The 25,519-nt window shown below is 67.6% G+C and carries 22 protein-coding genes; 2 read left to right on the forward strand and 20 right to left on the reverse strand.

Going from position 1 to position 25,519, the window contains the following annotated elements:
* Nucleotides 1-2: 2 nt before the first annotated feature.
* The 7 genes from ABZZ22_RS04610 to ABZZ22_RS04640 are packed head-to-tail and all read right to left on the reverse strand — an operon-like array spanning nt 3 to nt 7,851.
* Nucleotides 3-1,181, reverse strand: a complete 1,179-nt coding sequence (locus tag ABZZ22_RS04610; protein ID WP_354927275.1) for a thiolase family protein — start codon at nt 1,179-1,181, stop codon at nt 3-5.
* Nucleotides 1,182-1,218: 37 nt separating this feature from the next.
* On the reverse strand, nt 1,219-2,721 hold the full coding sequence (locus tag ABZZ22_RS04615) for an aldehyde dehydrogenase family protein (RefSeq protein WP_354927277.1): 1,503 nt from the start codon (nt 2,719-2,721) through the stop codon (nt 1,219-1,221).
* 19 nt (nt 2,722-2,740) lie between these two features.
* Complete coding sequence (locus ABZZ22_RS04620) at nt 2,741-3,517, reverse strand: enoyl-CoA hydratase (RefSeq protein ID WP_354927279.1); 777 nt, start codon at nt 3,515-3,517, stop codon at nt 2,741-2,743.
* Nucleotides 3,514-4,434, reverse strand: coding sequence for a 3-hydroxyisobutyrate dehydrogenase (gene mmsB / locus ABZZ22_RS04625; RefSeq protein WP_354927281.1), 921 nt, complete (start codon nt 4,432-4,434; stop codon nt 3,514-3,516). The genes ABZZ22_RS04620 and mmsB overlap by 4 nt, the downstream gene beginning before the upstream one ends.
* The gene (locus ABZZ22_RS04630; RefSeq protein ID WP_354927283.1) at nt 4,431-5,525 is read right to left on the reverse strand and encodes an enoyl-CoA hydratase/isomerase family protein; all 1,095 of its coding nucleotides are present in this window, start codon (nt 5,523-5,525) and stop codon (nt 4,431-4,433) included. The genes mmsB and ABZZ22_RS04630 overlap by 4 nt, the downstream gene beginning before the upstream one ends.
* Entirely contained in the window at nt 5,522-6,664 is a 1,143-nt protein-coding gene (locus ABZZ22_RS04635) for an acyl-CoA dehydrogenase family protein (RefSeq protein ID WP_354927285.1), read from the reverse strand. The genes ABZZ22_RS04630 and ABZZ22_RS04635 overlap by 4 nt, the downstream gene beginning before the upstream one ends.
* On the reverse strand, nt 6,661-7,851 hold the full coding sequence (locus tag ABZZ22_RS04640) for a CoA transferase (RefSeq protein ID WP_354927287.1): 1,191 nt from the start codon (nt 7,849-7,851) through the stop codon (nt 6,661-6,663). Before ABZZ22_RS04640 ends, ABZZ22_RS04635 begins: the two co-directional genes overlap by 4 nt.
* 108 nt (nt 7,852-7,959) lie before the next feature.
* On the opposite strand from ABZZ22_RS04640, the gene ABZZ22_RS04645 reads away from it, so the two are divergent.
* Nucleotides 7,960-8,862: a LysR family transcriptional regulator gene (locus ABZZ22_RS04645; protein WP_354927289.1), complete on the forward strand. Its 903-nt coding sequence runs from the start codon at nt 7,960-7,962 to the stop codon at nt 8,860-8,862.
* Between the two features lie 2 nt (nt 8,863-8,864).
* On the opposite strand, the gene ABZZ22_RS04650 is transcribed toward ABZZ22_RS04645, so the two are convergent.
* From ABZZ22_RS04650 to ABZZ22_RS04685, 8 genes are all read right to left on the reverse strand, one after another.
* Nucleotides 8,865-10,316, reverse strand: a complete 1,452-nt coding sequence (locus ABZZ22_RS04650) for a 2-oxo acid dehydrogenase subunit E2 (RefSeq protein WP_354927291.1) — start codon at nt 10,314-10,316, stop codon at nt 8,865-8,867.
* 106 nt (nt 10,317-10,422) lie between these two features.
* Complete coding sequence (locus ABZZ22_RS04655) at nt 10,423-12,777, reverse strand: transketolase C-terminal domain-containing protein (protein ID WP_354927293.1); 2,355 nt, start codon at nt 12,775-12,777, stop codon at nt 10,423-10,425.
* A gap of 57 nt (nt 12,778-12,834) precedes the next feature.
* Nucleotides 12,835-13,260: a DoxX family protein gene (locus tag ABZZ22_RS04660; protein WP_354927295.1), complete on the reverse strand. Its 426-nt coding sequence runs from the start codon at nt 13,258-13,260 to the stop codon at nt 12,835-12,837.
* Between the two features lie 74 nt (nt 13,261-13,334).
* Nucleotides 13,335-15,371, reverse strand: coding sequence for an AMP-binding protein (locus ABZZ22_RS04665; protein WP_354927297.1), 2,037 nt, complete (start codon nt 15,369-15,371; stop codon nt 13,335-13,337).
* A gap of 46 nt (nt 15,372-15,417) precedes the next feature.
* The gene (locus ABZZ22_RS04670) at nt 15,418-17,175 is read right to left on the reverse strand and encodes an FAD-dependent monooxygenase (protein WP_354927299.1); all 1,758 of its coding nucleotides are present in this window, start codon (nt 17,173-17,175) and stop codon (nt 15,418-15,420) included.
* A gap of 12 nt (nt 17,176-17,187) precedes the next feature.
* A complete protein-coding gene (locus ABZZ22_RS04675) occupies nt 17,188-18,042 on the reverse strand; it encodes a fumarylacetoacetate hydrolase family protein (RefSeq protein ID WP_354927301.1) in 855 nt (284 codons plus the stop codon).
* A gap of 69 nt (nt 18,043-18,111) precedes the next feature.
* Complete coding sequence (locus tag ABZZ22_RS04680; RefSeq protein WP_354927303.1) at nt 18,112-18,975, reverse strand: NAD(P)H-binding protein; 864 nt, start codon at nt 18,973-18,975, stop codon at nt 18,112-18,114.
* Between the two features lie 17 nt (nt 18,976-18,992).
* Nucleotides 18,993-19,487, reverse strand: coding sequence for a nuclear transport factor 2 family protein (locus ABZZ22_RS04685; RefSeq protein WP_354927305.1), 495 nt, complete (start codon nt 19,485-19,487; stop codon nt 18,993-18,995).
* Between the two features lie 152 nt (nt 19,488-19,639).
* Between ABZZ22_RS04685 and ABZZ22_RS04690 the strand changes: the two genes are divergently transcribed.
* On the forward strand, nt 19,640-20,323 hold the full coding sequence (locus ABZZ22_RS04690) for a GntR family transcriptional regulator (RefSeq protein WP_354927307.1): 684 nt from the start codon (nt 19,640-19,642) through the stop codon (nt 20,321-20,323).
* Between the two features lie 410 nt (nt 20,324-20,733).
* Here the strand turns inward: ABZZ22_RS04690 and ABZZ22_RS04695 are convergent, their stop codons facing one another.
* The 5 genes from ABZZ22_RS04695 to ABZZ22_RS04715 form a co-directional block, all read right to left on the reverse strand.
* Nucleotides 20,734-22,248, reverse strand: a complete 1,515-nt coding sequence (locus ABZZ22_RS04695) for a long-chain fatty acid--CoA ligase (RefSeq protein WP_354927309.1) — start codon at nt 22,246-22,248, stop codon at nt 20,734-20,736.
* A gap of 33 nt (nt 22,249-22,281) precedes the next feature.
* Nucleotides 22,282-22,734: a MaoC family dehydratase gene (locus ABZZ22_RS04700; protein ID WP_292650267.1), complete on the reverse strand. Its 453-nt coding sequence runs from the start codon at nt 22,732-22,734 to the stop codon at nt 22,282-22,284.
* Nucleotides 22,731-23,480: a 3-oxoacyl-ACP reductase FabG gene (fabG, locus tag ABZZ22_RS04705; RefSeq protein ID WP_354927311.1), complete on the reverse strand. Its 750-nt coding sequence runs from the start codon at nt 23,478-23,480 to the stop codon at nt 22,731-22,733. Before fabG ends, ABZZ22_RS04700 begins: the two co-directional genes overlap by 4 nt.
* Before the next feature lie 46 nt (nt 23,481-23,526).
* Nucleotides 23,527-24,744 (reverse strand): acetyl-CoA C-acetyltransferase, encoded by a 1,218-nt coding sequence (locus tag ABZZ22_RS04710; protein WP_354927313.1) that lies wholly within the window; start codon nt 24,742-24,744, stop codon nt 23,527-23,529.
* 137 nt (nt 24,745-24,881) lie between these two features.
* Nucleotides 24,882-25,499, reverse strand: a complete 618-nt coding sequence (locus ABZZ22_RS04715) for a TetR/AcrR family transcriptional regulator (protein WP_354927347.1) — start codon at nt 25,497-25,499, stop codon at nt 24,882-24,884.
* Nucleotides 25,500-25,519: the final 20 nt, after the last annotated feature.

Genomic DNA, 25,519 nt, shown 5'->3' on the forward strand with positions numbered 1-25,519 from the left:
ACTCACACCCGCCGGAACAAGGCGGCCAAAGCCTGGCCGCCCCCGATACACATCGTCACGATGCCAAGCTCGAGGTCACGACGCACCATGTCCTTCGCCACGCGAAGTGTGAGGTTGGCACCGGTCGCCCCGACGGGGTGACCCAAGGCGATCGCCCCTCCGTATGGGTTGACCTGTTCCGGGTCGAGCTTGGCGTCTCGGATGCAGGCCACCGCCTGCGCCGCGAAGGCCTCGTTCAGCTCGATGATGCCGATGTCCTGCGGAGAGGTCCCGGTCTGCTCGAAGAGCGAGCGGAGCGCGAGCACCGGCGCATAGCCCATGAGCTCCGGCTCCATTGCGGCGGTGGTGACTGCCTCCAACGAGACCAGCGCTTCCAGACCGCGGTCAGCTGCCACCTCCTCACGAGCGAGGACGAGCGCGGCACCCCCGTCGTTGATCCCGGAAGAGTTCCCGGCGGTGACGGTGCCGCCAGGAGTGAACGCTGGTCGAAGACCGGCCAGGGTCTCGACGGTGGTCGCGGGCTTCGGGTGCTCGTCGACGCTGGCGATGAACGGCTTGCGTCCGCCGACCTCGACCGGGGCGATCTCCTCGATGAAGGCAGCCTCGGCCTGCGGGCTTGCGGCCCGACGCTGTGACTCGGCGGCGAACTCGTCCTGCTCCGCGCGTGTGACGCCCCACCTGTTGGCCACGTTCTCGGCGGTGACGCCCATGTGGGTGCCGCCGAACGGGTCGGTGAGCATCATCACCGTACCGTCGACGAGCTCCCGGTTGCCGAGCTTGTAGCCGCTGCGGGCGCCGAAGTCGTAGAACGGCATCCGCGTCATGGACTCGTTTCCGCCGGCAACGGCGATGTCGACACCGCCCCACCGCATCTGCATCGCGGCCGACCAGACTGCCTGCAGCCCGGACCCGCAGAGCCGGTTGACCGTGTAGGCCGGCACCGCCTTCGGAAGTCCTGCGGTGATCGCGACGCGTCGGGCGTTGTACGCGTCGGCCCCGACCTGGCCGATACAGCCCATCACCACCTCGTCGACTGCCTCGGTTTCCACGCCGGCTCGCCGGAGCGCCTCCTTCGTCGCCACCGCACCGAGCTCGAAGCCCGGCACGTCCTTGAACATGCCGCCGAAGCTGCCGATCGCGGTGCGCGCTCCGTCGACGATGACGATCTTCTCCTGATTCACTGCAGCACTCCTCCGCTGACGATGCTCACCGCGCTGCTCAGCTGCTCAGCTTGACGTTGATCTGCTTGGTCTGGGTGAACCCCTCGATCGCGCCCTCCAGCGAGAACTCCCGGCCGATCCCGGACTGCTTGTAGCCGCCGTAGGACTGACCGACGACCTGGCCGCCACCCTGGTTGACCTGCACCCAGCCGGACTCGATGCGATGTGCGGTCGTGATGGCCTCGTCCAGCTGGGCGGACCAGACGTACGCTGCCAGGCCGTAGTGAGAGTCGTTCGCCATCGCCACGACGTCGTCGACCTCACGCCACGGGATCACGACCAGGACTGGCCCGAAGATCTCCTCGCGCGCGACTCGCCACGTGTTCTGGACACCGGCCAGGATGGTCGGTCCCTGGTAGAAGCCGTCCAGCCCCTCGGTCGCGAGCTCGGTGCCGTCCAGGACCACTCGGACGCCGTCCTGGTTCTTGCCGTCCTCGATGTACTCGCGCACCGTCTGGTGCTGCTTCGCGCTGATGATGGTGCCCATGTCGGTCTCCTCGTCCAGGGGGTCACCGACCTTGAGCGCCGACACCTGGCGGGTGAGCTCTTCGAGGAACTGCTCGTAGACGTCCTCGTGGACGAAGAGCCTGGATCCCGCAGTGCACGACTGACCCTGCCGGGTGAACCGCATCGCCAGCAGCACGCCGGCAGCGGTGGCCTCGATCCGGTCCGGGGTGGCTGCCGAGGGGAAGACGATGCTGGGGCTCTTTCCGCCCAGCTCCAACGAGACGTGGGCCATCCGCTCACCCGCAGCCGCTGCCACGTGTCGTCCGACCGATGTGGACCCGGTGAAGGAGACCTTGTCGATGTCGGGGTGCTGGACGATCGCCTCGCCGACCGTGCTGCCGCGACCGGTCACGACGTTGAGCACGCCGGCGGGGAGGTGCTCACCGATGATCTCGGCCAGCCGGAGGATCGTGAGGGGTGCGTCCTCAGCCGGCTTGACCACGACCGTGTTGCCGGTCACGAGCGCAGCGGGGATCTTCATGGCGGCGATCATGAGCGGGGAGTTCCACGGCAGGATGGCGCCCACGACGCCGAGCGGTTCCACGCGGGTGTACTGGAGCTGGTCGTCTCCGGCCGGCAGCACCGTCCCCTTGAACTCGCCGGCGATACCGCCGAAGTACCGGAAGAGTGCGACCAAGGTGGCCGACTCCGGACGAGCCTGGGTACGCAGTGCGTTCCCGGTGTCCTGGGCGGTCAGCACGGCGAGCGCCTCGGCGTTCGCTTCCAGCGCGTCGGCGACCTTGAGTAGCGCGCGCTGCCGGGCGGTGAAGTGCTGGGCGGCCCAAGCCGGCTGCGCAACTCGGGCGGCAGCCACGGCGCGGTCGACATCGGCCGAGGTGCCTGACGGCACCCGGGCGAGGGTCGTACCAGCTCGTGAGGGGCACACGACGTCGGCCCAGGCCCCGTCGACCGACGCGACCCACCCTCCGCCGACATACATCGGCCAGTCCGGGATGTCGGATCCGTTCAGTTCGAGGATCGTCTGGTGCTTCATGGGATTACCTCCGGGGTGATCAGGCGTGGCGGAACTGGGGAGCGCGCTTCTCGACGAACGCGTTCATGCCTTCGGTGCGGTCAGCGAGCGCGAAGGTGGCGTGGAAGGTGCGGCGCTCGAAACGGACGCCCGCGTCGAGCGTGGACTCGTACGCCTGGGCGACGGCCTCCTTGGCGGCGTAGGCCGCAGGCAGCGACATCGAGGCGATCTTCTCGGCCACGGCCAGCGCCTCTTCGACCAGATTCTCGGTCGGCACGATCCGGGCGACGAGCCCGGATCGCTCCGCCTCCTCGGCATCCATCGTCCGTCCGGTGAGCACCAGGTCCATCGCCTTGGCCTTGCCCACCGCCCTGGCAAGACGCTGAGTTCCGCCGATGCCGGGGATCGTGCCGAGCGTGATCTCGGGTTGGCCGAACTTGGCGTTCTCCGCAGCGATGATGAAGTCGCACATCATCGCGACCTCGCACCCGCCACCGAGCGCGTAGCCGGCGACAGCCGCGATGGTGGGGGTGCGTACAGCGGCGAACCGGTCCCAGCCGGCGAAGAAGTCCTGGTGGACCACCGCGGCGTAGTCGAGGGCGGCCATCTCCTTGATGTCGGCTCCAGCCGCGAACGCCTTCTCGGATCCGGTCAGGAGAATCGCACCGATCCCGGGGTCCGCGTCGAGCTCCGTCGATGCCGCGACGACCTCGGCACCGAGGCCCACGTTGAGAGCGTTGAGCGCCTTCGGTCGGTTCAGCGTGATGACCGCGACTCGCCCGTGCTTCTCGAGCGTGATGTGCTCGTAGCCCGTCATCGACCCATCCCCTCGATCGGCTCCTCACGGATTTGCGCGATGATCGCGGAGAAGTCCAGGTCGCGTCCGTCGCCGAACGCGAAGTCTCGGTAGAGGTTCGCGGCCATCTGGCCCAGCTTCGTGTCGGTGAGGGTCGCGTCGGCCGCCTTCATCGCCAGCCCGAGGTCCTTGGCCATGAGCGGAGACGCGAACCCGGGGGCGTAGTCCCGGTTGGCGGGACTCGTCGGCACCGGTCCGGGGACCGGGCAGTTCGACGTCAGCGACCAGCACTGGCCCGAGGCGGTCGAGGCGACGTCAAAGAGCGCCTGGTGGGTGAGACCCAGCCGCTCGCCGAGGACGAACGCCTCCGACACGGCGATCATCGAGATGCCGAGGATCATGTTGTTGCAGATCTTGGCCGCCTGGCCGGACCCCGTCTCCCCGCACGGCACGACGCGGCCCGCCATCGGCTCCAGCAACGTGCGCACCGTGCCGAAGTCCTCCTCCGACGACCCGACCATGAAGGTCAGCGTGCCCGCTGCTGCGCCCTGGACGCCGCCGGAGACCGGTGCATCGACCGCCCGGTATCCCGCCTCCCGGGCGGCCGTCGCAGCGGCGCGGGCGTCCTGTACGGCGATCGTCGAGCAGTCGATGAGCAGGGCACCGGCGGGGGCCGTGCCGATGACTGGCTCGGTTCCGCGGCGCCCCAGGTAGACGTCCAGGACGTGGTCGCCGGCGGGCAGCATCGTGAACACGACCTCGGCGTCCGTGGCCGCCTCGGCGGGTGAGGCCGCCACGGCGATCCCGTTCTGTGTTGCCTGCTCCTGCGCCTGTGGCGAGGGGTCGTACCCGGACACGGTGTAGCCGGCCTTCACCAGGTTGGCCGCCATCGGGCCACCCATGTTTCCGAGACCGATGAATGCGATTCTCGTGCTCATGCTGTTCCTCCTTCAGTGCTGCGTGCAGCGTGCAGCGACGGGTCCTTGTCGAAGCGCAGCTCGGCGTCTCCGAGATGCGAGAAATAGGCGTCCACGGCCCCGGCGTCGACCTGTTCGACCGACGGCGGGCTCCACCGGGGCTTTCTGTCCTTGTCGATCACCTGGGCTCGGATGCCCTCCGGGAAGTCGTGGCCGCGCAGCATTCGCAGCGCGATCCGGTACTCCTGGGCGAGCGCGTCCTCGAGCGTGCCGAGCTCGCGTGCGCGTCGCAGGGCGCGGAGCGTGACGACCAGCGAGGTCGGTGACTTCGTGGTCAGCGCTTCTCGCGCCGCGGCGGCCATGGGTTCCAGGTGCGCTTCGAGCGCGGTCAGGATGTCGACGACCTCGTCATGAGCGAAGGTCTCGTCGATCCACGCCCGGGACTCGGCGAGCCGGGACGGGGGATGAACGTGCGTGACCTCGGGGAGTGCCTGATCGATCGGCTGCTCGACGAGCAGGTCGACCAGGCGGGCCAGGTCGGAGGAGGGCACGAAGTGGTCGGCCAGGCCGAGCTCGATCGCGTCACCGGCGTCCACGTGGCCCGCGGTGAGCGCAACATAGGTCCCCAGCTGGCCGGGTGCATGCGAGAGCAGCCAGGTGCCGCCCGCGTCGGGTACGAACCCGATGCCGGTCTCAGGCATCCCGATGCGAGTCCGCTCAGTGACGACGCGGTACGCCGCGTGCGCCGATACGCCTACCCCTCCACCCAGCACGATGCCGTCCATGAGGGCGATGTAGGGCTTGGGATAGGAGGCGATGGTCGCATCGAGCCTGTACTCGTCGCGCCAGAAGTCCTCGGAGCCTCGACCACCGGTGACCGCGTCGTGATGGATGGAGACGATGTCGCCGCCGGCGCACAGGCCTCGCTCGCCGGCGCCGGTGAGGACGACGGTCGCGATGGCCGGATCATCGGCCCACTCGTCGAGGGCCGCTTGCAGCAGGCCGACCATCTCGTGGCTCAACGCATTGAGCGCCTTGGGTCGGTTGAGGGTCAGGATCCCGACGCGTCCCCGACGCTCGACCAGGACGGCAGGTGCGTGGTTCTCGCTCATGCGGCTCCCCCCAGCGCGGCACGGCCCACGATCAGCCGCATGATCTCGTTGGTGCCCTCGAGGATCTGATGTACGCGCAGATCGCGGACCACCCGCTCCACGCCGTACTCCGCGAGGTAGCCGTATCCGCCGTGCATCTGGAGCGCGGCGTTGGCGGCATCGAAGCACTGGTCGGTCACGAACTGCTTGGCCATGGCGCACAGCTGCACGGCGTCCGGTGTACCGGCGTCGAGCGCGGACGCTGCCCGCTGGAGCAGGCACCTCGACGCCTCCAGGCTGGTCTCCATGTCCGCCAGCCGGAACTGGAGCGCCTGCTGGGAACTGAGCGGCTTGCCGAACGCGATCCGCTCATTCAGGTGGGCCTTCGCCCGGTCGACGGCCCACGATGCGCCGCCCAGGGAGCAGGCGGCAATGTTGAGCCGCCCGCCGTTGAGGCCCCTCATCGCGATGGTGAACCCCTCGCCCTCCTCGCCCAGCCGCAGAGCCAGCGGGATCCGAACCCCGTCCAGGACGACCTGCCGCGTGGGCTGGGCGTTCCAACCCATCTTCCGCTCGTTCGGGCCGAAGGAGAGGCCTGGTGTCTCGGCGGGCACGAGGAACGCCGAGATGCCTCGTGCACCGGGTTGTCCGGTGCGGGCCATCACGACGTACGCGTGGGAGGTGCCCGCTCCAGAGATGAACTGCTTCACCCCGTCGAGGACGTACGCCTCACCGTCGCGTCGTGCGGTGGTGCGGATCGAGGCTGCGTCAGAGCCGGCATCCGGCTCGGTGAGGCAGTAGCTGGCCAGCTTGTCCATACTCGCCAGCTCCGGCACCCATTCGGCTCGGACCTCGTCGGTGGCGTAGGAGTCGATCATCCAGACCGCCATGTTGTGAATGCTGATGTAGGCCGCGAGGGCCACGTCACCACGTGCGAGCTCGGCGATCAGCCGAACGGCGACCGCCCGGGGAAGGTCGGCACCGCCGTACTCGTCCTTGATATAGATCCCGCCCAGCCCGAGCTCGCCGGCGCGGGCCAGCACGTCGGTCGGGAACAGCTTCTTCTCGTCGCGTTCCTGGGCGAAGGGCGCCAGCTCGCTGTCCGCGAACTTGCGGACAGCGGTCAGCATCGCGTTCAGCTCATCGTCTTCGAGGTTCACTGCTTCTCCTCACTTTCGTCAGGTGCGTTGGCCGACAGACCCAGCCACGCACGCACTGATTCGTCGTGCTCACCGAGGAGCGGTGGATGGATGTGCGTCGTCCGTCCGCCCGCGTAGGGGTTGCTGTCGAACCGAAGGGCAGGGCCCGGGAGCTCCACCGGCCCGAGACTCGGGTGGTCGACCTCGATCACCAGCCCTTGGGAACGGGTCTGCTCCCAGGCGTAGACCTGCTCGAGGTTGCGCACGCGTCCGGCAGGGACGCCGGCACGGTCGAGAAGCGCCAGCCAGTGCTCCGCAGAGGCGCAGCGGAGGATGCTGTTGAGGAGTGCGGTGATCTGGTCCCGGGCTGCCACACGGCCGGGGTTGGTGGCGAAGCGTGGATCATCGTCCGAGACACCGAGGACGCCACAGAGCCGGCGCCAGATGGCGTCGTTGCCACAGGCGATCTGGATCGCCGAGTCGGCCGTCTCGAACAGACCGTACGGAGAGATCGACGGATGGTGGTTGCCCTCCCCCGCCGGCACCAGCCCGCCGACCGTGTGGCGCGTGCCCTGGAAGGCGTGGACCCCGACGATGCTGGACAGGAGGCTGGTACGGACCACGCGGCCGAACCCTGTGCGCTCTCGTTCCAGGAGTGCGGCCACGATGCCGTAGGCGGCGTTCATCCCGGCGAGCAGATCGCCGATGGGTACGCCGACCTTGGTGGGATCACCGGCCGCACCGGTGATGCTCATCAGACCCGCTTCACCCTGGGCGATCTGGTCGTACCCTGCACGCTGACCCTCTGGACCGTCGTGACCGAAGCCGGATATCGAGCAGACCACCAGCCGGGGGTTGAGCTCACGTAGACGGTCCTCGCTGAATCCGAGGCGCTCCAGCGTCCCGGGCCGGAAGTTCTCGACGAGGACGTCCGCCTTGCGAACCAGCGCCTTGAGGAGAGCCTGACCGTCAGGGTCGGTCAGGTCAGCGGTGACCGACTCCTTGTTGCGGTTACACGACATGAAGTACGTAGAGATGGAGTCGTCACCGACGAACGGTGGGCCCCAGTGTCGCGAGTCGTCGCCAGTTGGCCGCTCGACCTTGATCACTCGAGCACCCAGGTCTGCGAGCATCATCGTCGCTTGAGGTCCCGCCAGCGCGCGCGACAGGTCTACGACAAGCAGGCCATCCAACAGCTCACTCGTCATCAGCACCTCCCAAGGAAATTACTTTGACATCCACGTAATATGTTATAACAGTCATAGAGATGCACGGCAAGAACGTAATCTGCGCAGGCACTGTGCAAAACTGCACAGATGCAGCGCGCACTCAGCACCGACGACCTGTTGGTTCTTCTTGCCGTTTCCCGAGGCCGCACCTTCAGCGCGGCCGGACTCGACCTGGGCGTCGGCCACACCACGGTCGCTCGGCGGATACGGTCCCTGGAGAAGGCGATGGGAGGCCGACTCCTCACCGAGGCCGCCGGCGGATGGGAGCTGACTCCCTTGGGCGAGGACGCGTGCAACGCCGCCCGCGAGGTCGAGGCGACCCTCTCCCGCCTGGGCAACATGGCCGAGGCGCGACCGGATCGGCTTCGCGGCCTGGTCAGGGTGAGCGCCCCAGAGATCTTCATGGTCGAGGTCGTGGCACCAGCCGTAGCTTCGGTGTCTGCACAGCACCCCGAGCTCCGCACAGAGCTCGTGTCCGTGACGCGTACCACGCCCCTTCACGGGCCGAGCACCGACCTGGACATCACACCGAGCAAATCACCGTCGAGACGACTGACCACACGCCGCCTCGCCGACTACCAGCTCGGCCTCTTCGCGGCACGCTCGTACCTGGAAGCCCATGAACCGATAGCGGCCAGATCGAATCTGCGAGCGCACACGCTGGTCTACTACGTCGAGTCGATGGTCCAGGTCGCAGACCTGGACCTGGTCGACCAGTTCTGGCCGAGAGACACCCGAATCGTCGGAGCCACCAGCGTCGCAGCCCAGGCCCGACTCACACTGGCCGGTGCTGGGATCGGCCTGCTTCCTGTCTACTACGCTCGCGGGTTCGAAGAGCTTCAACCCGTGCTCGGATCCGATGCCGTCGCAACGCTGAGCTATTGGATGACTGCCAGGCAGGCGAACCTACGCCGGCCGGAGACCGCAGAGGTCGCCAAGGCGATTGCTCTGCAGGCGGACAGGTTCTTCGGAAATCTCGATCCTTCGTGAGTTCAGAGGTCGAACTCGGCACCTTCCAGCGTCCGTTTGAGGTCAGCAAGGAAACGCCCGGCGTCGGCACCGTCGACCACCCGGTGGTCATAGGTCAGCGAGAAGTAGGCCATCGAACGGATGCCGATGATGTCGCCGAGCGCCGGGTCCGAGATCACCATCGGCCGCTTGACCACTGCACCTGGCCCGAGAATGGCGACCTGAGGCTGGTTGATGATCGGGGTGTCGAAGAGGGCACCGAAGCTTCCGATGTTGGTGATGGTGAAGGTGCCTCCGGTCAGCTCGTCGGGGCTGACCGAGTTCGTTCGGGTCCGGTGCGCGAGGTCGGCTATCCGGTTCGCGATCCCGGCGATGGAAAGCTCGCCGGCGTTGCGGATGACAGGTGTGTAGAGACCCTTGACCGTGTCGACGGCCATCGCGATGTGCTCGTGGTCGTAGTAGGTGACTGTGCCGGCGTCGACGTCCAGGCTGGAGTTCAGCGCGGGATGCCGCGGCAGCACCTCGGTGGTTGCCTTGACGAAGAACGGAAGGTAGGTGAGCTTGACACCCTCACGCTGTTGGAACGCCGCTTTGTGCATCTCACGCAGACGTGCGACCCCGGTGAGATCTATCTCGACGACCTGGGTGAGCTGCGCGGCAACCTGCAGTGACTCGGTCATACGTCGCGCGATGACGCTCCGCAGGCGGCTGATCCCCTGCGTCGTACCGCGCAGTTCCTCGCTCTTATTGGTGACACTGGGCGCGGGGGTCGGGCTCGGCTGAGGTGCCTGTGTGGTCCCGACGTCGGCGCTGTCCCCCACCGGCCGCTCGACGGTGTCGAGTGACGTCGCGGTGTCGTCGGGGACTGCGTCGGCGCCGGAGGTCGGGACTTCGCCGGCATCCACGGGCATCGACGATCCGATGACAGCGAGGGCGGCCCCGACCGCGATCTGTTCGTCCTCCTCGGCGAGTACGCGAAGCAGAACGCCCTCCGCGGGCGAAGGGATCTCCGTGTCGACCTTGTCGGTCGACACTTCCAACAACGGCTCGTCGACGGCGACATGGTCACCGGGTGACTTCAACCACCGGGTGATGGTCCCCTCCGTCACCGACTCCCCCAGGCTCGGCAGCTCCACGGTGACCTCGGACGCGTTGCCGGCGACATCGGCGTCATCTGCCTGTGGGGCGGTGGGTTCTACCTCGGGTTCAGACGGCGCTTCAGGCGGGGCAACCACAGACTGGTCACCGACGACCCCGAGGACCGCGCCGACCTCGACCGTCTCGTCTTCCTGCGCCAAGATCTCCTGCAGGATGCCCGCTACGGGCGAGGGGATCTCTGTGTCGACCTTGTCGGTCGTCACCTCCAGCAGGGGCTCATCGGCGGCGACGTGGTCGCCGGGTGACTTCAACCACCGGGTGATGGTCCCCTCGGTCACCGATTCACCCAGGCCGGGGAGCCTGATCTCAATGGGCATGCTGTTCTTGGCCTCAGTTCGTCGAGTTTGCGGTGGTCGGGGTCGGGGGTCGGGGGTCGGCGGCACCTTGTGCGCCGTCAGGATCGCGCCGCTGAAGCGGACGCGGTCAGCGTCCGGTCAGGCCGAGCGCGGCATCGACGATCGATCCGGTGCCGATCCCGTGGATACGGTGGGCGTCAGCGAGGTCCGATGACTGACCGAACTCCGTCACTCCCAGGCACCGGATCCGGTCACCCCTCGCTCCGGACAGGAACGACAGGGTGTGCGGGTGCCCGTCGAGGACGGTGACCAGCGGCGCAGCGGCGTGAGCGGGGAACAGCTCATCGATGATGCTGCCGCCGGTTCCCGGCGCCCGATCACCGCGCTGCTGGAACGAGCGGAAGACGAGGTCGGGGCTGGTCAGGCACACCACGCCCGCGACGATCCCGGTCTCGGCGAGGACCGCCGCGGCTTCCAGGACCTCCGGCATCATGGCACCGACTCCGACCAGAGTGACGTCGTCGGTTGCGGGGTCGTGCTCGGAAAGGCGGTAGCCACCGGCCACAGACTGACGGCGGCGACGTTCCAGCAGGTGCGGATCTTCCGGAACCCGGGCAAGAGCGGGGTCGATCGGCCGGGTGGAGAGCCGGAAGTAGGACGAGGTCCCGTCCTCGCGTCCCACCTGGTCCATCGCGTGGAGGAACGTCCACTCCAGGTCGCTGTGGAAGGCAGGCTCCCAGGCCACACAGCCCGGCTGTTCCAGGCCGATGGACGGCGTGGTGATGGACTGATGCGCTCCCCCTTCTGGGGCGAGAGTCACGCCGGAGGGGGTGCCGACCAGGATGGACTGGCCACCGGCGTAGATGCCGTAGGACCAGGGCTCGAGGGCGCGGGAGACGAACGGGTCGTACATGAAGGCGATCGGGATCAGCCGCTGCCCCCATCGACTCCAGGTGGCGCCGAGCTCGCCGAGCAGTCCGACGAGATTGACCTCGGCGATGCCGAGCTCGATGTGCTGGCCGTTGACCCGCTCGGACCACCGCAGGACACGCTCCGCGTCGTCGGCGAACCAGTCGTGGCGGTCCTGGACGGACCACACGCCGGTCTTGTTGATCCAGCCACCGAGGTTGGTCGTGGACGCTACGTCGGGACTGCAGGTCACCACGCGTTGCGCGGCCTGCGGCGCGTCACGCGGGAGATCGGCGAGGAGACGGCCCAGCGCGGCCTGGGTGGAGATGGGCTTACGGTGCGGGTGCCCGAGCTCGGTCGGGACGGTGAATTCAGGAGTGGACTCGACCGGTGCACGCTTCAGCGTGGCGGACCGAGCCGAGCAGAGTGCTCCTTCCGCGGTATCCGGTCCGAACGCCGTCCATGGGTCGTCGAGCGAGGTCTCGGAGACGGCCGCGAGCTGCTGCATCTGACTCTCGGTCAAGAGCGCGGAGTGGTTGTTGGGATGTCCTTCGGTCGGCAGTCCCTTGCCCTTCACCGTGTAGGCGAAGACCACGGTGGGGCGGTCGGGAACGACCGAGTCGAAGGTGTCGACCAAGAGGCCGAGGTCATGCCCGCCGAGGTCCCGGATGATCTCGGTGAGCTCGAGCGGAGCCAGGTCTCGCAGCAGCGCCTGGAGTGCATCGCTGCCGCCTCCGCTCAGGATCCGATCAACGATCTCGGAGGAGTCTGCCCGCAGCATCCTCTGGTACTCCTCGTTCGGCATCTCCTCCAGGCGGCGCTGGAGATCCTGTCCGCCGGGGCGCTGGAAGATCTCGGTGATGCGGCGTCCCCACTTGACGGTGAGGACCTGCCAGCCGGCTGCCGCGAACATGCCCTGCAGCCGCTCGATCTGGATGTCGGGGACGACGCGGTCGAGTGACTGGCGGTTGAGGTCGACGACCCAGAGAAGCTCGCCGAGCTTGGCGACTGCAGGATCGGCGACGGCCTCCCAGATGGCACCTTCGTCGAGCTCGGCGTCGCCGAGGAGGCTGATCATCCGGCCGCCGGTCGGTGTCCCGGGGAAGTGGGACCGGAGGTACCGGTGGGACATCGCCGCCCACAGCGTGGCGGTGGCGCCGATGCCGACCGATCCGGTGGAGAAGTCGACGGTGTCGGGGTCCTTGAGGCGGCTCGGGTAGCTCTGCAGCCCACCCTTCGCCCGCAGGGTGGGCAGATAGCGGGGGTCGAGGTCGCCAAGGAGGTAGTTGATGGCGTGCAGAACCGGCGAGGCGTGCGGCTTGACGGAGACCCGGTCGTGGGAGGTGAGCTCGTGGAACCAGAGCGCCACCATGATGTCGACCATCGACGCCGAGGAGGCCTGGTGGCCGCCCACCTTGATTCCACCCGAGCTGGGGCGGCCCCGGTTGGCGGCGTCGACGATCGCGGCGGAGAGCCAGAGCACCCGCTGAGCGATGGCGCGCAGGGTCTGCTCGTCCACGCTGGCCCCTGTTGACGCCGTGTCGGCGGTGCGGGTGTGGGCGATCTGGGTCATGAGGTTTCCTTTCCTCGGTGCTCAACCGTGCGAGCACGTCGGTTTCTTGTGGTCAGGTCAGCCGGCCAGGCGCGGCAGCAGAGGATCGGTGATGAAGAGGCCCACGTCCTCCCCCGTCAGCAGGAGGAATCCGAGAAGGAGCAATGCTGCCCCTGCCAAGGAGAGGTCCTTGTTGAAGTGGAGCTGCTCCATCAGACGGACCTGCGGGTCCTTCTCCGTCCAGAAGTTGTGGATGAAGATCGCCGTCGGAACAAGGAAGCAGAACAAGGCGAGGGCCGCGACATCGGCCCACAGGCCGAGGATCAGCATGAGCGAAGCGGTCACGAGCAGAACACCGGTCGAGAGCACTACTGCGCGAGCAGCTGGAATGCCCTTCGACTGCACGATCTGCGTCATGTCCGTGGTCGCCGTGAGGTGTCCGATGCCGCCCGCGACGAAGATGAGGGCGAACAGGATGCGGCCGATCAGGATGATGATGTCCATAATGCTCCTCGATTCTCAGGACGCCGCGGCCACCGGGCCGGCGTCCATGACCTGCACGGGGTCGTTGACAACAGTCATGATTCGGGGGACCTTTCGACAGGGATCAAGGTGTCTGCGGCGGCACCGTCCTGGGTGCCATCGGCAGCGTTGCTCGGATGAAGGCGGCGTCTGATGTCCTCGACGAGACCCGGGTTCTCGGCTCCGGAGAGGTCCCCGGGGTCGCTGTCGAGCGCGGCCGCACGCATGGCACGGCGCATCAGCTTCCCCGAGCGCGTCCGCGGCAGTGCGTCGACGCGGATCAGCTGCTTCGGCGCAAAGGGTTTGCCGACGTTGTCCGCGACAGCGGTGCGGAGCCGTTGAGCAACGGCCTCCTCGGCGTCGCTGCCGGTCAGCTGCGCTGGGTTGCGAGCCGTCCAGAAGGCCCAGACCTGCTCGCCTCCGCTCGGGCCAGGGACACCGACGATCGCGATGTCGGCGACCGCTTCGTCGTCAGAGACGAAGGACTCGATCTCACCGGGCGCGATCCGTTTGCCGCCCACGTTGATGACGTCGTCAGATCGTCCGAGGATGAACCAGTTCCCGGTGTCGTCGACCATCGCGTGATCGCCGTGCACCCACAGTCCGGGGATGGTGGACCAGTAGGTGGCGATGTAGCGCTCGGGGTCCTTCCACAGGCCGCGCGTCATGCTGGGCCACGGCTGGCGGCACACCAGCTCCCCGATCGTACCTCGGACCGGGCGACCTTCCTCGTCGACAACGTCGACGTCCATGCCGAGGGCGGGACCGCCGAGTGAGCAGCTGGCGATCTCCTCGGCAGGGTAGGGAGAGAGGAAGGAACCTCCTACCTCGGTGCCACCGGAGAAGTTGATCACCGGCACGCGTCCTCGGAAGATGTCGCGGGCGAGCCAGTCGTAGGCAGCTGGATCCCAGGGCTCGCCGGTGGAGCCGATGATCCGGACACTCGACACCTCGGTGTGAGGGGCGCCTTCTGGGCTCGAACGCAGCGCACGGATCAGGCTGGGTGAGATGCCGAGCATCGAGACGTCATGCCGCTCGACGAGCTGCCAGAGACGCTGGGTGTCGGGTCTGTCGTGGGAACCCTCGTAGAGCAGAAGGGTCCCGCCGTTGGCGTGGGTGCCGAAGATCGACAAGGGGCCCATGATCCAGCCCATGTCGGTGATCCAGGTGAATGTGCGTCCCGGAACGATGTCGAAGCCGTACGCGACCTCGCTCGCGACCTTCACCAGGAACCCGGCGTGGGTGTGCACGGCGCCCTTGGGCTTACCCGAGGTGCCCGAGGTGTAGCCGAGGAGGAGGGTGTCCGATGCGGCTGTGTCCTCGATGATGTCGTCGTCACCCGAGCCGACCACGTCGTCCCAGGCGACCTCCCCCAGCTCGGGGCGCAGCGCCGTCTTGCTCGTTCCGCTGGTCGACAGGTTGTCCACGACCACGACGTGCTCGATGGTCGGGCATGTGCCGACCGCCTCCCGGACGTTGGGCAGGAGGGCGAGCTGCTTGCCTCGACGGATGGTGCCATCTGCCGTGACGATCACCTTTGCCCCCGAGTCCTGCACCCGCGCGGCGACCGCGCTGGCGGCGAACCCGGAGAAGAGCGGAACAGCGATCGCGCCCAGGCCGGCGATGGCGTACGTCGCCACCACGGCCTCGGGAATCATCGGCAGGTAGATCGCGACAGCGTCTCCCCTCCCGATGCCACGGGCCCGTAGCCCCGACCGGATCCTGGCGACCTGTTCCTCGAGCTCGGCGAAGGTGAACCGGCGTACGTTGCCCTGCTCGTCCTCGTGGACCAGCGCTGTGGCCGCCGGTGTCTGGTCGGCCCACCGGCCCACGCATGCCTGCGCCGCGTTGACCCGAGCCCCGGGGAACCAGTCAGCGTGTGGAACCCCGGCGCTCAGGTCGAGCGGCTGGTCCCAAGGTGTGCTGAACGGGATCCGCAGATCGGCGATCACATGCGACCAGAAGGCACCCACGTCCGAAGTCGAGACCCGGCGCAGGTCGTCGACCGTGGTGACGCCCAGGTTGCGCATGAGCCTCGCGACATTGGTCGTCTCCATGTGCTCATCGGTCGGGTGCCATACGTAGCTGCTCACCGGGTTCTCGCTCCTTCCGGTCTCGGACGTGGGTGCCATGGTCATGTCAGCGCCCCAGGATCTGGGTCAGGGCGGCAGTCAGGTCGTCACCGGGAGTGCTGCTGACGGTCTGGCTGCGCCAGGCGACGTGGTTGTCCGGGCGAACCAGTACGGCGCCGCCGTCCTCGACGCCGCGGTAGGTCGCCCAGGTGCCGTCGACGTCGCTGGCGTCGACGCCGATCTTGACGACGTCGATGGTGATGCCGAGCTTGGCCTGTGCCTCCTCGGCGGCCTCGGCCCACTCGCTGCCGGTCTCGTCGGTGATGAGCACCAGCGAGCCGTACGCACCGAGGTCGTGGGTGGAGACGCGTTCGCCGCCGCGGTCGAGCCAGGCGTGCGGGAGGCGGCTGCCGGGTCGGGTGTTGGCCTGGTAGATGCGACCCATGTCGTCGCGGGCGATCGGCTCGGTGCCGTCCTCGACCACCGCGTTGCTGGTGTAGGTGAAGCCGATCTCGACGTCGTGAGCCTGGAACTCCCACGTCTGCGTCCCGATGGCGACCTCGGCACGAGCACGAAGCGCACGGCCGAGGCGACTGTCGGAGAAGAGCGTCTCGAAGGCGGCCTTGTTGACCTCGACGGGAGCGCCGGGGACCAGGCCGATGCCGGCGTCGATGACGCCGTGGTTCATGAACGCCAGCAGAGCCCAGTCGGCCCCGTCGATGCTGACCGGGAGGCGCTCGGCCTCGTAGGTGTCGAGCAGCTCCTCGCCGGCCTCACCCTTGATGACCTTCGCGAGCTTCCAGGTGAGGTTGTACGCGTCCTGGATGCCGGTGTTGAGCCCCAGCCCACTGGTCGGCGGCTGGCGGTGGGCGGCGTCGCCGGCGAGGAAGATGTTGCCGAAGCGCCAGCGGTCGGCGTGGACTCGCTCGAGGATCCAGTGGCTGACCTTGTGGACCTTGGGCTCGATGTCGGGGAGCTTCAGCATCTGCTTCATCCGGGGGATGATGGCTTCCTCGTTGAAGCGCTCCTCGTCGTCGGTGCCGAAGGCGAAGTGCAGGACGAACTCCTCGGAGTCCTTGCCCCAGGTCGGGCCCATCTGGACCACGACGCCTGAGCCCCAGGAGTCGGCGCCCTCAGGGTTGAGGAACCAGTTGATCAGGGTGCCGTCGTCCCAGTAGTCGGAGAGGTCGCAGGAGAAGTGGGTGCTGACCATGTCGACCATGTCGGTGGGGCCGAGCATGTTGGCCCCGAGCCGGGGACCGACGGTCCGGCCGCCGTCGGCGGCGATGACGTAGCCGGCCTGGACGGTGTAGGTCCGGTCGGCGTCGTGGTCCTTGATCGTGACCCGAACCCCCTGCCCGCTGTCGTCCCAGTCGAGGACCTCGTGGTGGTAGCGGATCTGCCCCGGGGCGCGCTGCTCGGCCTGGGCGCGAAGCAGCGGCTCGAGGCGCAGCTGCGGGTAGTTGGACGAGATCACCGGGCTGTCGGCCTCGTACCGCTCGCGAAGCGATCCGCCACCGAAGGCCTCCATCTCGTGGATCACCTTGCGGTCGAGCGGGCCATCGCCACCCATCGATGTCGTCCAGCGGACCTTGCCGAACTTCTCGAGCGGCGCACCGACCTCGTAGATGGCATCGGCCACGCCGTGCTGGCGGAAGGCCTCCATCGTGCGCTGATTGAGGTAGTGGGCCTTGGGGAGGAGCGAGGTCGACTCGTGGCGCTCGACGAGGAGGTGCTCCACGCCGAGATTGGAGAGGAAGATCGAGGCGGAGAGGCCGCAACCGCCTCCGCCGATGACGAGGACGGGTACCTGGATGTCGGTCATGACCGGTGCCTTTCAGTGATGGGTTGCGGTGAAGGCGTGGCGCATCTCGCCGATGCCTTCGATGGTGGTGGTGAGCTGGTCGTGGACGCCGATGAGGCGCCGAGGGTCGCGGGTCCAGCCGACGCCGTCGGGGGTGCCGGTGAAGATCAGGTCACCAGGACGGAGCTCGACGGTCGCCGACAGTGCGGCGATCAGCTCCGGGATGCTGAACAGGAACTCGCTGGTGCGCGCCTTCTGCATCTCTTCGCCGTTGAGTACGCAGCGGATCTCGAGATCCTCGGGCTGCGAGAGCTCGTCGGGAGTGACCAGGCACGGGCCGATCGGCGCGAACCCGGCGAAGGACTTGCCGAGGTTGAACTGCTGAGGATCGGGAGGTCGCAGCTGGGTCTCCCGGTCGGAGAGGTCCTGTCCGACGGTGAGGCCGGCGACGTGGTCCCAAGCCTCGTCACGGCTGATGTTGCGGCCGCCAATGCCGATCACCACCACGAGCTCTGCCTCGAAGTCGACGGAGCCCGACGGGAGAGCGACGGTCGTGTAGGGGCCGGCGACCGCACTGGGGAACTTGGTGAAGACCATCGGCTCCTTTGGTAGCGCGATCCCGGCCTCCTCCGCGTGGCCCCGATAGTTCAGCCCGATCGCGAAGACCTGACCCGGTTTGGGTGAGGGCGGTCCGATCTCCAGGTCGTTCAACGGGCGGGAGTCCAGATCTCCGGGGCGCCAGGTGGCGGCCCAGTTCCGAAATTCCGTCCAGTTGGCGTACACGTCCATCGGGTCGGCGGAGAATCGGCCTGCTGAGGCTGTCTCGATGTCGACGGTGCCGCCGGATGTACCCAGGGCAGCGCGCCCTGCGATGTTGTACAGGCGCATGGTGGTTCCTCCTAGTGGGCAGGCTCTAGCAGGGCTACGACGGCGCAGCCCAGCAGATGAGGGGTCGTCTCAGGTGACGAGCGACGAAGAGGTCAGTTCCTGGATGAAGGTCTCGACGGATCCGGGCTCGCGACCGAGGACGTCGTGGACGGTCGTGGTGGCGAAGTCCGCGGCACCGTCTCCGAAGCGGGTGAGCATCTCGCGCAGATGGTCGGCCTCCCATTCCGAGAGGCCCCGGGACCGCATCCGAGCGGAGACCTCGCTCGGCGAGCTCGCCCTGACCGTGGCAGGGACGCCGGCTTCGTCGATGATGTGTGTGAGCTCCAGGTAGGACACCGACCTCGGCCCGGTCAGCACCAGGGTTCGACCGTCCAGGTCCTGGTCGGCGACGCACCGGGCGATGACCTCGCCGATGTCTCTGCAGTCGATCGCGTTGATCCCGGCGCCGGCGATCGGATCGGAGACTGCTCCCGTGCTGCGCGCCTCCATCAGTACGCCGGCGACCAGCCCCTGCATGAAGGCGTTGGGCCGGACGATGACATGCGGCTGACCGAGCCGCGCCATCTCCTGCTCGACGAGCCAGTGCTGCCGGCATGCGTCGGGTCCGTCGGGGGCGATCAGGGATCCGGTGCCCGACACCTTGACGACCCGGACATCTCGGCGAGCCGCGTCCCCGAGGATGGCCATCTGGGTCTGCGCCATCTCAGGTCCGTGCGGGGTGAGCAGGACCAACGAGTCGGCCTCGTCCAACCGGTGGTTCAGCCACTCCCGGTCGCCCAGGTCACCGATCGCGAGCTCGGCCTCCCCAGGGAGCGCCGCCGCGGCCTTGGCCTTGTCCCGCGCAACGGCGGTCACCGGCTCGCCGGCGGCGAGCAGAGCAGCCACGACGCTGGGTCCGAGCCTGCCGGTAGCGGCCAGAACGAGAGTGGTCATCGCCGATCCTCCGAGTCTCAGAAGTCGATCACGACGGCGTCGGCCGGGATGTCGTCGTTGATCGGGCCGTCGAGGCGACGCCAGAGCTCGTAGCCGTTCTCACGGGTGATCCGGCCGTTGTCGTCAAGCTCGAAGATGTGGACGATGCGCATGCTGACCTCGGTGCCGGCAGGGAACGGGCAACCGGGAACGTTGTTCTCGACGTCGCCGACCAGAGTCATCTCCGCGATGCTGTCGTCGACCACAGAGTTGCCGGTACCGAACCGGCTGACCTGGATCATCTTCGTCACCTGGTAGGACTCGAAGAGCTTGAGGTAGGCCTCCTTGACCTCGGCCTTGTCCCGCAGCAGCACACCCCGCGCGGGCACCTCCCACACGATCGTCTCGCCATACAGGTCGATCGCCTTGTCGATGTCCTCGGGGTTCTCGTTGTGGAAGTGCGCATCCACGACCGCCAAATTCCGCTCGACGATCTGCTCGGGCGTGAGGGCGGCTGCATCGGTGGTGGTCATTGGGGCTCCTTGAGCTCACGGCGATGTTGTGATGCCCACCACACTGCCTGATATCTGTTATAACAACAACCCCTTGGCCAAACTTTTTTCCGAGACCTGAGCCGGGCCCCAGAGCGGCAGCCTGATATAACACTCCGAGAGGAGGTTTTGAGATGAGTACTGCGAGCGAACCACGAGGCGTACGGCCTGTCGAACGTGGCGCGTCCGTGGCCGACATGGTCACCAACGAGATCCGGCGCTCGATCCTCTCCGGCGACCTTCGCCCCGGCGAAGAGTTCTCCCTGCGCAAGCTGGCCGAGCGCCTGGACGTGAGTTTCATCCCCGTCCGCGAAGCGCTGCGCCGCCTCGAGGGACAGGGCCTGGTCGTCGTTGGTAAGGGCCGCAGCTCCTACGTCGCCCCTCTCAGCCACGACGACCTGCACGGCATCTACCGCCTTCGCCGGCAGCTAGAGCCCGAGATCGCCGAACGGGCCTGCCTCCAGATCTCCCCCGACGAGGTCAGTCGGCTCGCAGAGGTGGCCCACTCCTTCGCCGACGCCGATGCCAACATCGACGATGTCTACGAGGCCCACCACGACTTCCACCGCGCCCTCCTCGCCCCAGCCGCCACCGCCTGGGACCTCGCCACCCTGGAGAACCTATGGCGCGCCGCCGAGCGCTACATCCGCCTCGCCTTCAGCGCACGCGACGAGAACCCGTACGAGCACACCCACCGGGCTCAAGCACATTCAGAGCTCGTCGACGCCTACCGCGCACAGGACCCCGAGCGAGTACGCGCCGCCACCCTCACCCACCTCGACGAGAACGAGTCCATCGCGCACGGCGCGATTCTCTGAGGCATGCGCTGGGTTCCCATGCACCCGGACAGGACAGTCCGACTGTTGACCAGCGATACTTCACTGATCACGCCCTAAGCACGCGTGTTGCTGAGTTGCACCCCTACGACATCCCCCACGTCGTCGCGAGCCCGATCGTCGGCGGACTGACGCCCTATCTGAACTGAATAGCCGAGGAGAGAGTCAACACCGTTCGGACGCACGAAACCCTCGCCCCCGTTGGGCACATCACCGGTGAGAACCGGAGGCAACGGGAGCCAGATTCACGCCTGAAGTGCCAGTACGAGGGCCTGACCTGGGGCGTTTAGACCGGTTCATGTCCCCCCTCGCGCACAAAGAGAAGCCCCAGGGAAACCTGGGGCTTCTCGCATTTGACGGCCGTGGTTGCGGCGGCCCGGAACTCGTCCGGCTCAGCGCCTCAGCTCACGCTTGAGGATCTTGCCGGTCGCACCCTTCGGGAGCGCCTCGAGCACCTGCAGGTCGCGGGGATACTTGTACGCCGCCAGCCGCTCCCTGCAGTGAGCGGTCAGCTCCGTCGGGCCGATGCTCGCCCCGGGCTTGAGAGCGACGAAAGCGACGACCTCCTCCCCCAAGCGGTCGTCGGGGCGGCCGATGACGGCGGCCTCGACAACGTCGGGATGCTCGTAGAGAACCTCTTCCACCTCGCGCGGATAGACGTTGTACCCACCGCGGATGACGAGGTCCTTGAGCCGGTCGACGACGAAGAAGTAGCCCTCGTCATCCTGGTAGCCGAGGTCGCCGGTGTGGAACCAGCCGTTCTTGATCGCCGCCGCGGTGGCGTCCGGGCGGTTGTAGTAGCCCTTCATCACGTTGTGACCACGCACGACGATCTCGCCGACGTTGTCCTCGCCCGGCGGCAGCGGGTTGCCCTCGGTGTCGACGACGCGCACCTCGACACCCCAGATCTGCTTGCCGACCGAGAGCACCTTGCGCTGCTCGGCGCTGACGTTGAAGGTCGTCGTGCTCGCGGTCTCCGACAGCCCGTAGCCCTCGAGGATCACGACGCCGGGGACCTGTGCCTCGAACTCCCGGATCACCTCGCCGGGGATCGAGGCGCCGCCCGAGATGCACGCCCGCAGCGCCGAGAGGTCACGGGCGCTGAGGTCCTCCTGGAGCAGCGCGACGTACATCGTCGGTACACCGGCGAAGATCGTGCACCGATGCGCCTCCAGAGCCTCGAGCGCGACCTTCGCCTCGAAACGAGGCTGGAGCACCAGGCTGGCACCGAACCGGACGGCGTTGTTGAGGACGCTGGAGAGCCCGAACACGTGGAAGAACGGCAGCACCGCCAACGTGACGTCGTCGGCGCTGACCCGGAAGAGCTCGCCCGCGACGGTGCAGTTCATGTAGAGCTGGAAGTGGGTGAGCTCGGCACCCTTCGGCTTGCCCGTGGTGCCGCTGGTGTAGAGCAGCACGGCGGTGTCGTCGGAGGAGGTCGCGTGGACGTCTCCGTCGTCCTCGGTGGCCAGCAGATCGTCGAACGAGCGCGCACCCTCCGGCACCGCGCCGCCGTGGCTGACCACGTAGGTCGGTACGCCGCCCGCCGATCGTGCTCCGGACATGCCCGTCGCGGCCAACGGCTCGAAGGTGACCAGCAGCCGGGCATCGCTGTCATGGAGGTGGTAGCCCACCTCGGGACCGGTGAGCAGCGGGTTGAGCGGGACCATCGTCAGGCCGGCCTTGAGGATGCCGAAGTAGCAGAAGAGGAACTGCGGCAGGTTCGGCAGCTGCACGGCGACCTTGTCACCCGGCTCCAGGCCGAGGGCACGCAGCGATGCCGCGACCCTCCCCGAGAGAGCGTCGACCTCGGCATAGGTGAATGCCGCGTCGCCGGCGTGCATCAGTGGCTTGTCAGGCCGCGCGGTCGCAGACTCCCGCAGCATGGTGGCGAGGTTGAACGACATCGGTTCTGTTGCTCCTTCGTTGTGAGGACGGGCTCAGGGCACCACGACGGCGAGCGACTCGACCACGCAGGCGGGCTTGTCGCCGCCGTCGCGCTCGACGGTCACCCGGGTGGCGACCTGGTAGCCGAGCGAGCTCGGCGTGACGGCGAGCAGCTCCACGCCGGCACGTACGCGGGAGTCGACCGGCACCGGGGACGGGAAGCGCAGCTTGTTGGCGCCGTAGTTGACGCCCATCTTCACGCCCTCGACCCGGTAGACCTGGGAGGCGAGCATCGGCACCAGCGAGAGGGTGAGGAAGCCGTGCGCGACGGTCGTCCCGAACGGGCCCGACTGCGCTTTCTCGGTGTCGATGTGGATCCACTGGTGGTCACCGGTCGCGTCGGCGAACAGGTCGATCTGCTTCTGGTCGACGGTGTGCCACTCGGAGTGGCCCAGGTGCGTACCGACCGCAGCCTCGAGCTCCTCGATGCCGTTGAAGGTCCTCATGCCTTCGGCCCTCCCGCGACGTAGAGCACCTGGCCCGATACGAACCCAGCACCCTCGCTGGCGAAGAACGAGACCGCGTGGGCGATGTCCTCCGGCTTGCCGGTGCGCGCCACCGGGATCTGTGCGGCCGCGCCCTTCTTGAAGTCCTCGAACGGTACGCCGACCCGCTCGGCCGTGGCCGCGGTCATCTCCGTCTCGATGAAGCCTGGGGCGATGGCGTTGGCAGTCACGCCATAGCGGCCGAGCTCGAGGGCGAGCGTCTTGGTGAAGCCCTGGACGCCGGCCTTCGCGGCGGCGTAGTTGGCCTGACCACGGTTGCCGAGCGCCGAGGTGCTCGACAGGTTGATGACCCGGCCCCAGCCGGCCTCGCGCATGTGGCTCTCGACGGCGCGCGTCAGCAGGAACGAGCCGCGCAGGTGCACGCTCATCACCGAGTCCCAGTCCTCGACGCTCATCTTGAAGAGCAGGTTGTCGCGGATGATTCCGGCGTTGTTGACCAGGACGGTCGGAGTGCCGAGGTCGCGTACGACTCGGTCGACGGCACCGGCGACCTGCTCCTCGTCGGCGACGTCGGCGCCGACGGCGATCGCCCGCCCACCGGCGGCCTCGATCTCGTCGGCCACGCGCTTGCAGGCGGTCTCGTCGAGGTCGAGCACGGCGACGGACATCCCGTCGGCGGCGAGCCGCTTGGCGACGCCGGCTCCGATGCCGCGTGCGGCTCCGGTGACGATGGCGGTTCGGGTCATGAGTTCACTCCTGAGGATGTAGGGGAAAGGAGAGGACGAGTCCGGCTCACGAGAGCCGCTCCAGCACCATCGCCATGCCCTGGCCACCACCGACGCACATGGTCTCGAGGCCGAACTGCTTGTCGTGGTGCTGCAGGGAGTTGATCAGGGTGCTGGTGATGCGCGCACCGGTCATGCCGAAGGGATGACCGATCGCGATCGCCCCGCCGTTGACGTTGAGGCGGTCCTCGGCGATCCCCAGCTCTCGTGCCGAGGCGAGCACCTGGGCGGCGAAGGCCTCGTTGATCTCCACCAGGTCGACGTCGTCGACGGAGAGGCCGGCCCGCGCCAGCGCCTGCCGGGACGCATCGACCGGGCCGAGGCCCATGATCTCGGGCGAGAGGCCGCTGATGCCGGTGCTCACGATCCGGGCGAGCGGGGTCAGGCCAAGCTGCTTCGCCTTGGTGTCAGACATGATCACGACCGCTGCGGCGCCGTCGTTGAGCGGGCAGCAGTTGCCGGCGGTGACGGTTCCGTCAGGACGGAAGACCGGCTTGAGCGCCGAGACGGCCTCCAGGGTGACGCCCGCGCGGGGGCCGTCGTCGGCGCTGACCACCGTGCCGTCCGGCAGCGTGACCGGGGTGATGTCCTTGGCCCAGAAGCCCTCGGCGATGGCCTGTTCGGCGCGGTTCTGGCTGCGTACGCCGAATGCGTCCTGGTCAGCCCGGGTGACCCCGTTGACCTGAGCGACGTTCTCGGCGGTCTGGCCCATCGCGATGTAGAGGTCGGGAAGCACTCCCCCATCTCGCGGGTCCTGCCAGGTCTCGCCGCCGGCGGCGAGCTTCTCCGTACGCGCCTGGGCGTCGTCGAACAGCGGGTTCTGGGTGTCGGGCAGACCGTCGGCGTTGCCCTTGAAGTAGCGGCTGACCGTCTCGACACCGACGGAGAGGAAGGCGTCGCCCTCCCCCGCCTTGATCGCGTGCAGGGCCATCCGGGTGGTCTGCAGGCTCGAGGAGCAGTAGCGGTTCACGGTGGTGCCGGGCAGGTGGTCCATCCCCGCCAGCACGGCGACCGCGCGACCGAGGTTGTTGCCGGCCTCACCGGCGGGCTGGCCGACGCCGAGCATCAGGTCGTCGATCTCGCGCGGGTCGAGATCGGGCACCTTGGCCAGGGCTGCCTGCACCATCTGGACGGCGAGGTCGTCGGGGCGCATGTCCTTGAGCGACCCCTTCACCGCCCGACCGATCGGCGAGCGAGCAATGGCGACGATGACTGCTTCAGGCATGAGATCTCCTATTACAAACTAAGCAGTTGCTTAGTACGGATTCGCATAGCCTGCCGCAGTGATCCCGATCACGTCAACCATCCCGCCGGATCGCGATCTCTCCGCGACCGGCGATCAGGCAGGACTCGTGACGGCGCTCACCGACCGACCAGGCCGGCGATGAACAGCTCCGCGAACGATCTGCCCACCTCCTCAGCCGTGAGACGACCGGTCGGCTTCAGCCACATCGGTAGGTGGTGCACGGACCCGAAGAAGTAGTCGACGCACAGTTCCGCGCTCACGTCGCCACGGAAGACGCCGCTCTCCTGACCTTCGATGATCAGTCCACGGAAGGTCTCGTGGTAGCGGCGACGCTCGCGACGTACCTCATGCTGCTTCTCCGTACTCATCTGATGCAGCGAGCGGAAGAAGATAGTGGTGCCCTCGAGGTTGTTCGCCGTGGTGACGACCACATCCGCGCAGGCTGCTCGCAACCGGTCCTCGACCGGGCCCTCCTGCACGACAACCTCGTCCAGCCGCTCCATCTGCATCCGAAGCACCCGGCCGTAGATCTCGTAGAGCAGGTCTTCCTTGGAGTTGAAGTAGTGGTACATCGCACCTTTGGTGACACCGGCAGCCACCACCACGTCTTGGACCGAGGTGCTCTCGAAGCCCTTCTCCGCGAACAGCTCCAGGGCGGCGGCGAGGATCCGCTGCGGCACGGTCTTGCCGTCCACCATCGACGGCGGCCGACCGGTTCTTCGCTGCGCCTGCACTGCCAACGGACCAACCCCCT

The organism is Nocardioides sp. NPDC006273, assembly GCF_040613495.1.
GTDB lineage: Bacteria > Actinomycetota > Actinomycetes > Propionibacteriales > Nocardioidaceae > Nocardioides.